This is a genomic window from Streptomyces sp. NPDC002623 (genome assembly GCF_053592635.1).
This window is the reverse complement of the sequence record NZ_JBSFWB010000109.1, coordinates 1-1,334: the sequence shown is the minus strand read 5'-3', so window position 1 is coordinate 1,334 and position 1,334 is coordinate 1. Positions and strand designations below refer to the sequence as shown.

The window sequence follows — 1,334 nt, the reverse complement described above, 5'->3', positions numbered from 1 at the left end:
AGGACCGTCGGCAGATAGGCCTGGTAGGCGACTGAGAAGAACACGGAGAGCACGCCGGAGACCAGTGCGACAACATAGAGCTGAGCGAGCGTCAGTGCTCCGGCGGCGTGGGCCAGCGGTACCGAGCCGATCACCACGAACAGCGCGAGGTCGCACCAGATCATCAGCCGGCGCTTGGCGATCCGGTCCACTATGGCCCCGGCCGGCAGCGCCACCAGGAGAAACGCACTTGTCTCCGCCGCCGCCAATAGGCCGACCTGGAACGCGGAGGCTTCCAACAACACGACGGCGACCAACGGCAGAGCGAGAACGGTGATGTGCGTCCCCATCTCGCTGACCGTCTGGCCGCCCCATAACAGCAGGAATTCGCGATTGTGCCAGATCGAGGAACGCGTTCTACTGTCGTCGGCCATTCATCAGATGGTGTCAGCGCCCCCAGCCCATGTCGATCAGTTTGCGGCTGATGCGGGTCGCTGCGGGGAAGCGTTCCGGCGGCGTGTGGGACCGGCTCGGGACCCGGGTGGCGGCGCTGGAGCGGTATCTGCGCCAAGCCGAGGGCGCCGTCGTCGTCGACTTCGATGAGGACCGAGGGGGCGAGCTGCACGCCCTGGCGGTCACCGTGGACAAGGGCCTCGATGCGCGGGCCGGCCTGCTGGCCGACTATGAGCGCTCCCGGTTGCAGCTGGCCGGTGACCATCTGGGGCACGCCCTGAAGGAGCGGGGCCGGCACCGTGCCGCAGTCCTTCTCGCCGCCGCGGTCCTGGCCACCACGCAGGCCGGAGACGCGGAGCGGAAGGCGGCCGAACTCGACTTCAAGGCCTCCGCGCCCAAGGCTCGGGAGGTTCACAGCCGGATCGGGGCGCTGACGACCAGCGGGGAGGCGGCCCGGCAGAAGCTGGAGGCGGACGACGCTCTTCGGGCGAAGAATGCCATAGGGATCGACGCGGGCCAGCGGGCGAACACGAAGTTGCGGCTTCGGCTGCGCAGCCGGCTCCCCGAAGCGCTCAGCGGTACGGGGCTGCTGCCGGTGTGGTTCGTCACCGGGCTCGGCTCGATGGCGCTTTCCCGGAACGCCAACGACTGGATGGACGCCGCGACGGATGTCCTGGCCTACCGGGTCACCTACCGGATCACCGATCCTGTGATCGCCCTTGGCGCTCCGCCCGACGGCCACCGCGCCGTACAGCGTGGCACCAGGAGCTGCGGCGCTGGGGGTAATGGGTCGAGCAGCCGCCCTCTCCTAGGCGCTGTTTCTCGGATCATGTGCGGAGCCAGATGATGAGTGCTGCGAGGGTGACGGTGCCGAGATAGGTGTAGGCCCGTTTCTCGTAGCG

The 1,334-nt window shown here is 68.4% G+C and carries 2 protein-coding genes; one reads left to right on the top strand and one right to left on the bottom strand.

Going from position 1 to position 1,334, the window contains the following annotated elements:
- Positions 1-413: MFS transporter (locus tag ACWD4O_RS48750; RefSeq protein ID WP_451289594.1), on the bottom strand; the 413-nt coding region annotated here is incomplete at its 3' end.
- Positions 414-442: 29 nt separating this feature from the next.
- Between ACWD4O_RS48750 and ACWD4O_RS48745 the strand changes: the two genes are divergently transcribed.
- Positions 443-1,279, top strand: a complete 837-nt coding sequence (locus ACWD4O_RS48745; RefSeq protein ID WP_451289593.1) for a CopG family transcriptional regulator — start codon at positions 443-445, stop codon at positions 1,277-1,279.
- Positions 1,280-1,334: the final 55 nt, after the last annotated feature.